This is a genomic window from Fertoeibacter niger (assembly GCF_009380135.2).
Lineage (GTDB): Bacteria > Pseudomonadota > Alphaproteobacteria > Rhodobacterales > Rhodobacteraceae > Fertoeibacter > Fertoeibacter niger.
This window is the reverse complement of sequence record NZ_WHUT02000027.1, coordinates 1-2,500: the sequence shown is the minus strand read 5'-3', so window position 1 is coordinate 2,500 and position 2,500 is coordinate 1. Positions and strand designations below refer to the sequence as shown.

Genomic DNA, 2,500 nt, shown 5'->3' with positions numbered 1-2,500 from the left:
CTGGATGACGTGTGGCTAGGGGTGAAAGGCCAATCAAACCTGGAGATAGCTGGTTCTCCGCGAAAGCTATTTAGGTAGCGCCTCGGACGAATACCATCGGGGGTAGAGCACTGCATGGGTGATGGGGGCCCACAGCCTTACTGAGCCTAAGCAAACTCCGAATACCGATGAGTACTATCCGGGAGACACACGGCGGGTGCTAACGTCCGTCGTGAAGAGGGAAACAACCCTGACCTGCAGCTAAGGCCCCTAATTCGTGGCTAAGTGGGAAAGCATGTGGGACGGCCAAAACAACCAGGAGGTTGGCTTAGAAGCAGCCATCCTTTAAAGATAGCGTAACAGCTCACTGGTCTAGATAAGCTGTCCTGCGGCGAAGATGTAACGGGGCTCAAGCCACGAGCCGAAGCTCAGGATGTGCAGCAATGCACGTGGTAGCGGAGCGTTCTGTGATATAGTCTCATGTGTTTTTAACACCCTCGGGTGTTACGAACACGCGAGGCTTTCTGTGAAGCCGGGCTGTAAGGCATCCGGTGGAGAGATCAGAAGCGAGAATGTTGACATGAGTAGCGACAAACAGGGTGAGAGACCCTGTCGCCGAAAGTCCAAGGGTTCCTGCTTAAAGCTAATCTGAGCAGGGTAAGCCGGCCCCTAAGGCGAGGCCGAAAGGCGTAGTCGATGGGAACCAGGTTAATATTCCTGGGCCGTGAGATGGTGACGGATCGCAGGTGTAGTTTGCCCTTATCGGATTGGGCGGGCTGCTGAGCGGTTCCTGGAAATAGCCTCTCTATAAGACCGTACCCTAAACCGACACAGGTGGACTGGTAGAGAATACCAAGGCGCTTGAGAGAACCACATCAAAGGAACTCGGCAAAATGCCTCCGTAAGTTCGCGAGAAGGAGGCCCCACTTTTACGCAAGTAGAGGTGGGGGGCACAAACTAGGGGGTGGCGACTGTTTACTTAAAACACAGGGCTCTGCGAAGCCGTAAGGCGACGTATAGGGTCTGACGCCTGCCCGGTGCTGGAAGGTTAAAAGGAGGGGTGCAAGCTCTGAATTGAAGCCCCAGTAAACGGCGGCCGTAACTATAACGGTCCTAAGGTAGCGAAATTCCTTGTCGGGTAAGTTCCGACCTGCACGAATGGCGTAACGATCTCCCCGCTGTCTCTGATGTGGACTCAGCGAAATTGAACTGTGTGTCAAGATGCACACTTCCCGCGGTTAGACGGAAAGACCCCATGCACCTTTACTCTAGCTTCGCACTGGTATCAGGCCAGGCATGTGCAGGATAGGTGGTAGGCATCGAAGCGGGGACGCCAGTTCCCGTGGAGCCTCCCTTGAGATACCACCCTTGCCTTGCTTGATATCTAACCGCGGTCCGTCATCCGGATCCGGGACCCTGCGTGGTGGGGAGTTTGACTGGGGCGGTCGCCTCCCAAATCGTAACGGAGGCGCGCGAAGGTAGGCTCAGACCGGTCGGAAATCGGTCGTTGAGTGCAATGGCAGAAGCCTGCCTGACTGCAAGACTGACAAGTCGAGCAGAGACGAAAGTCGGTCATAGTGATCCGGTGGTCCCAAGTGGGAGGGCCATCGCTCAACGGATAAAAGGTACGCTGGGGATAACAGGCTGATGATGCCCAAGAGTCCATATCGACGGCATCGTTTGGCACCTCGATGTCGGCTCATCTCATCCTGGGGCTGGAGCAGGTCCCAAGGGTATGGCTGTTCGCCATTTAAAGAGGTACGTGAGCTGGGTTTAGAACGTCGTGAGACAGTTCGGTCCCTATCTGCCGTGGGTGTAGGAGACTTGAGAAGAGTTGCCCCTAGTACGAGAGGACCGGGGTGAACGAACCACTGGTGGACCAGTTATCGTGCCAACGGTAGTGCTGGGTAGCTATGTTCGGACAGGATAACCGCTGAAGGCATCTAAGCGGGAAGCCCCCTTCAAAACAAGGTCTCCCTGAGGGCCGTGGAAGACCACCACGTCGATAGGCCAGAGGTGTAAGAGCGGTAACGCTTTCAGCTGACTGGTACTAATTGCCCGATAGGCTTGATTTGATCCAGAAACAGCAAGGTTCAACCCGACGTGTGAAAACACGAAAGGCACCTTCGCTCTTCAAGGAAAAACGTCAAAAGCACACATACGCTGCTTCCCGAAAGGAACGCAGCCTGGACTTGGAACAAGCGTTGTGAGACACGGACAGGCCAGCATGGACCTGAAACCGATCCCACAGCCACTGATGTTGTGCGTTTCTTTCCCGGTTTGGTGGTCATAGCACGAGCAAAACACCCGATCCCGTCCCGATCTCGGCCGTTAAGTGCCGTCGCGCCAATGGTACTGCATCTTAAGGTGTGGGAGAGTAGGTCACCGCCAAACCTGGTAAGAAACGCAGCCTCTCAAAACGATCAAAAACCAAACCACATCGGCGCGGGGTGGAGCAGCCCGGTAGCTCGTCAGGCTCATAACCTGAAGGCCGCAGGTTCAAATCCTGCCCCCGCAACCA

Annotated in this window: 1 tRNA gene and 2 rRNA genes (1 of these 3 cut by a window edge); all 3 read left to right on the top strand. The window is 55.2% G+C overall.

The features are described 5' to 3' along the window. Positions 1-2,054: ribosomal RNA gene (locus GEU84_RS20870) — 23S ribosomal RNA — on the top strand; it begins 780 nt to the left of the window's first position. Positions 2,055-2,258: 204 nt separating this feature from the next. After that, positions 2,259-2,373 (top strand): 5S ribosomal RNA (gene rrf / locus GEU84_RS20865). Between the two features lie 50 nt (positions 2,374-2,423). Beyond that, positions 2,424-2,500 (top strand) — tRNA-Met (locus tag GEU84_RS20860).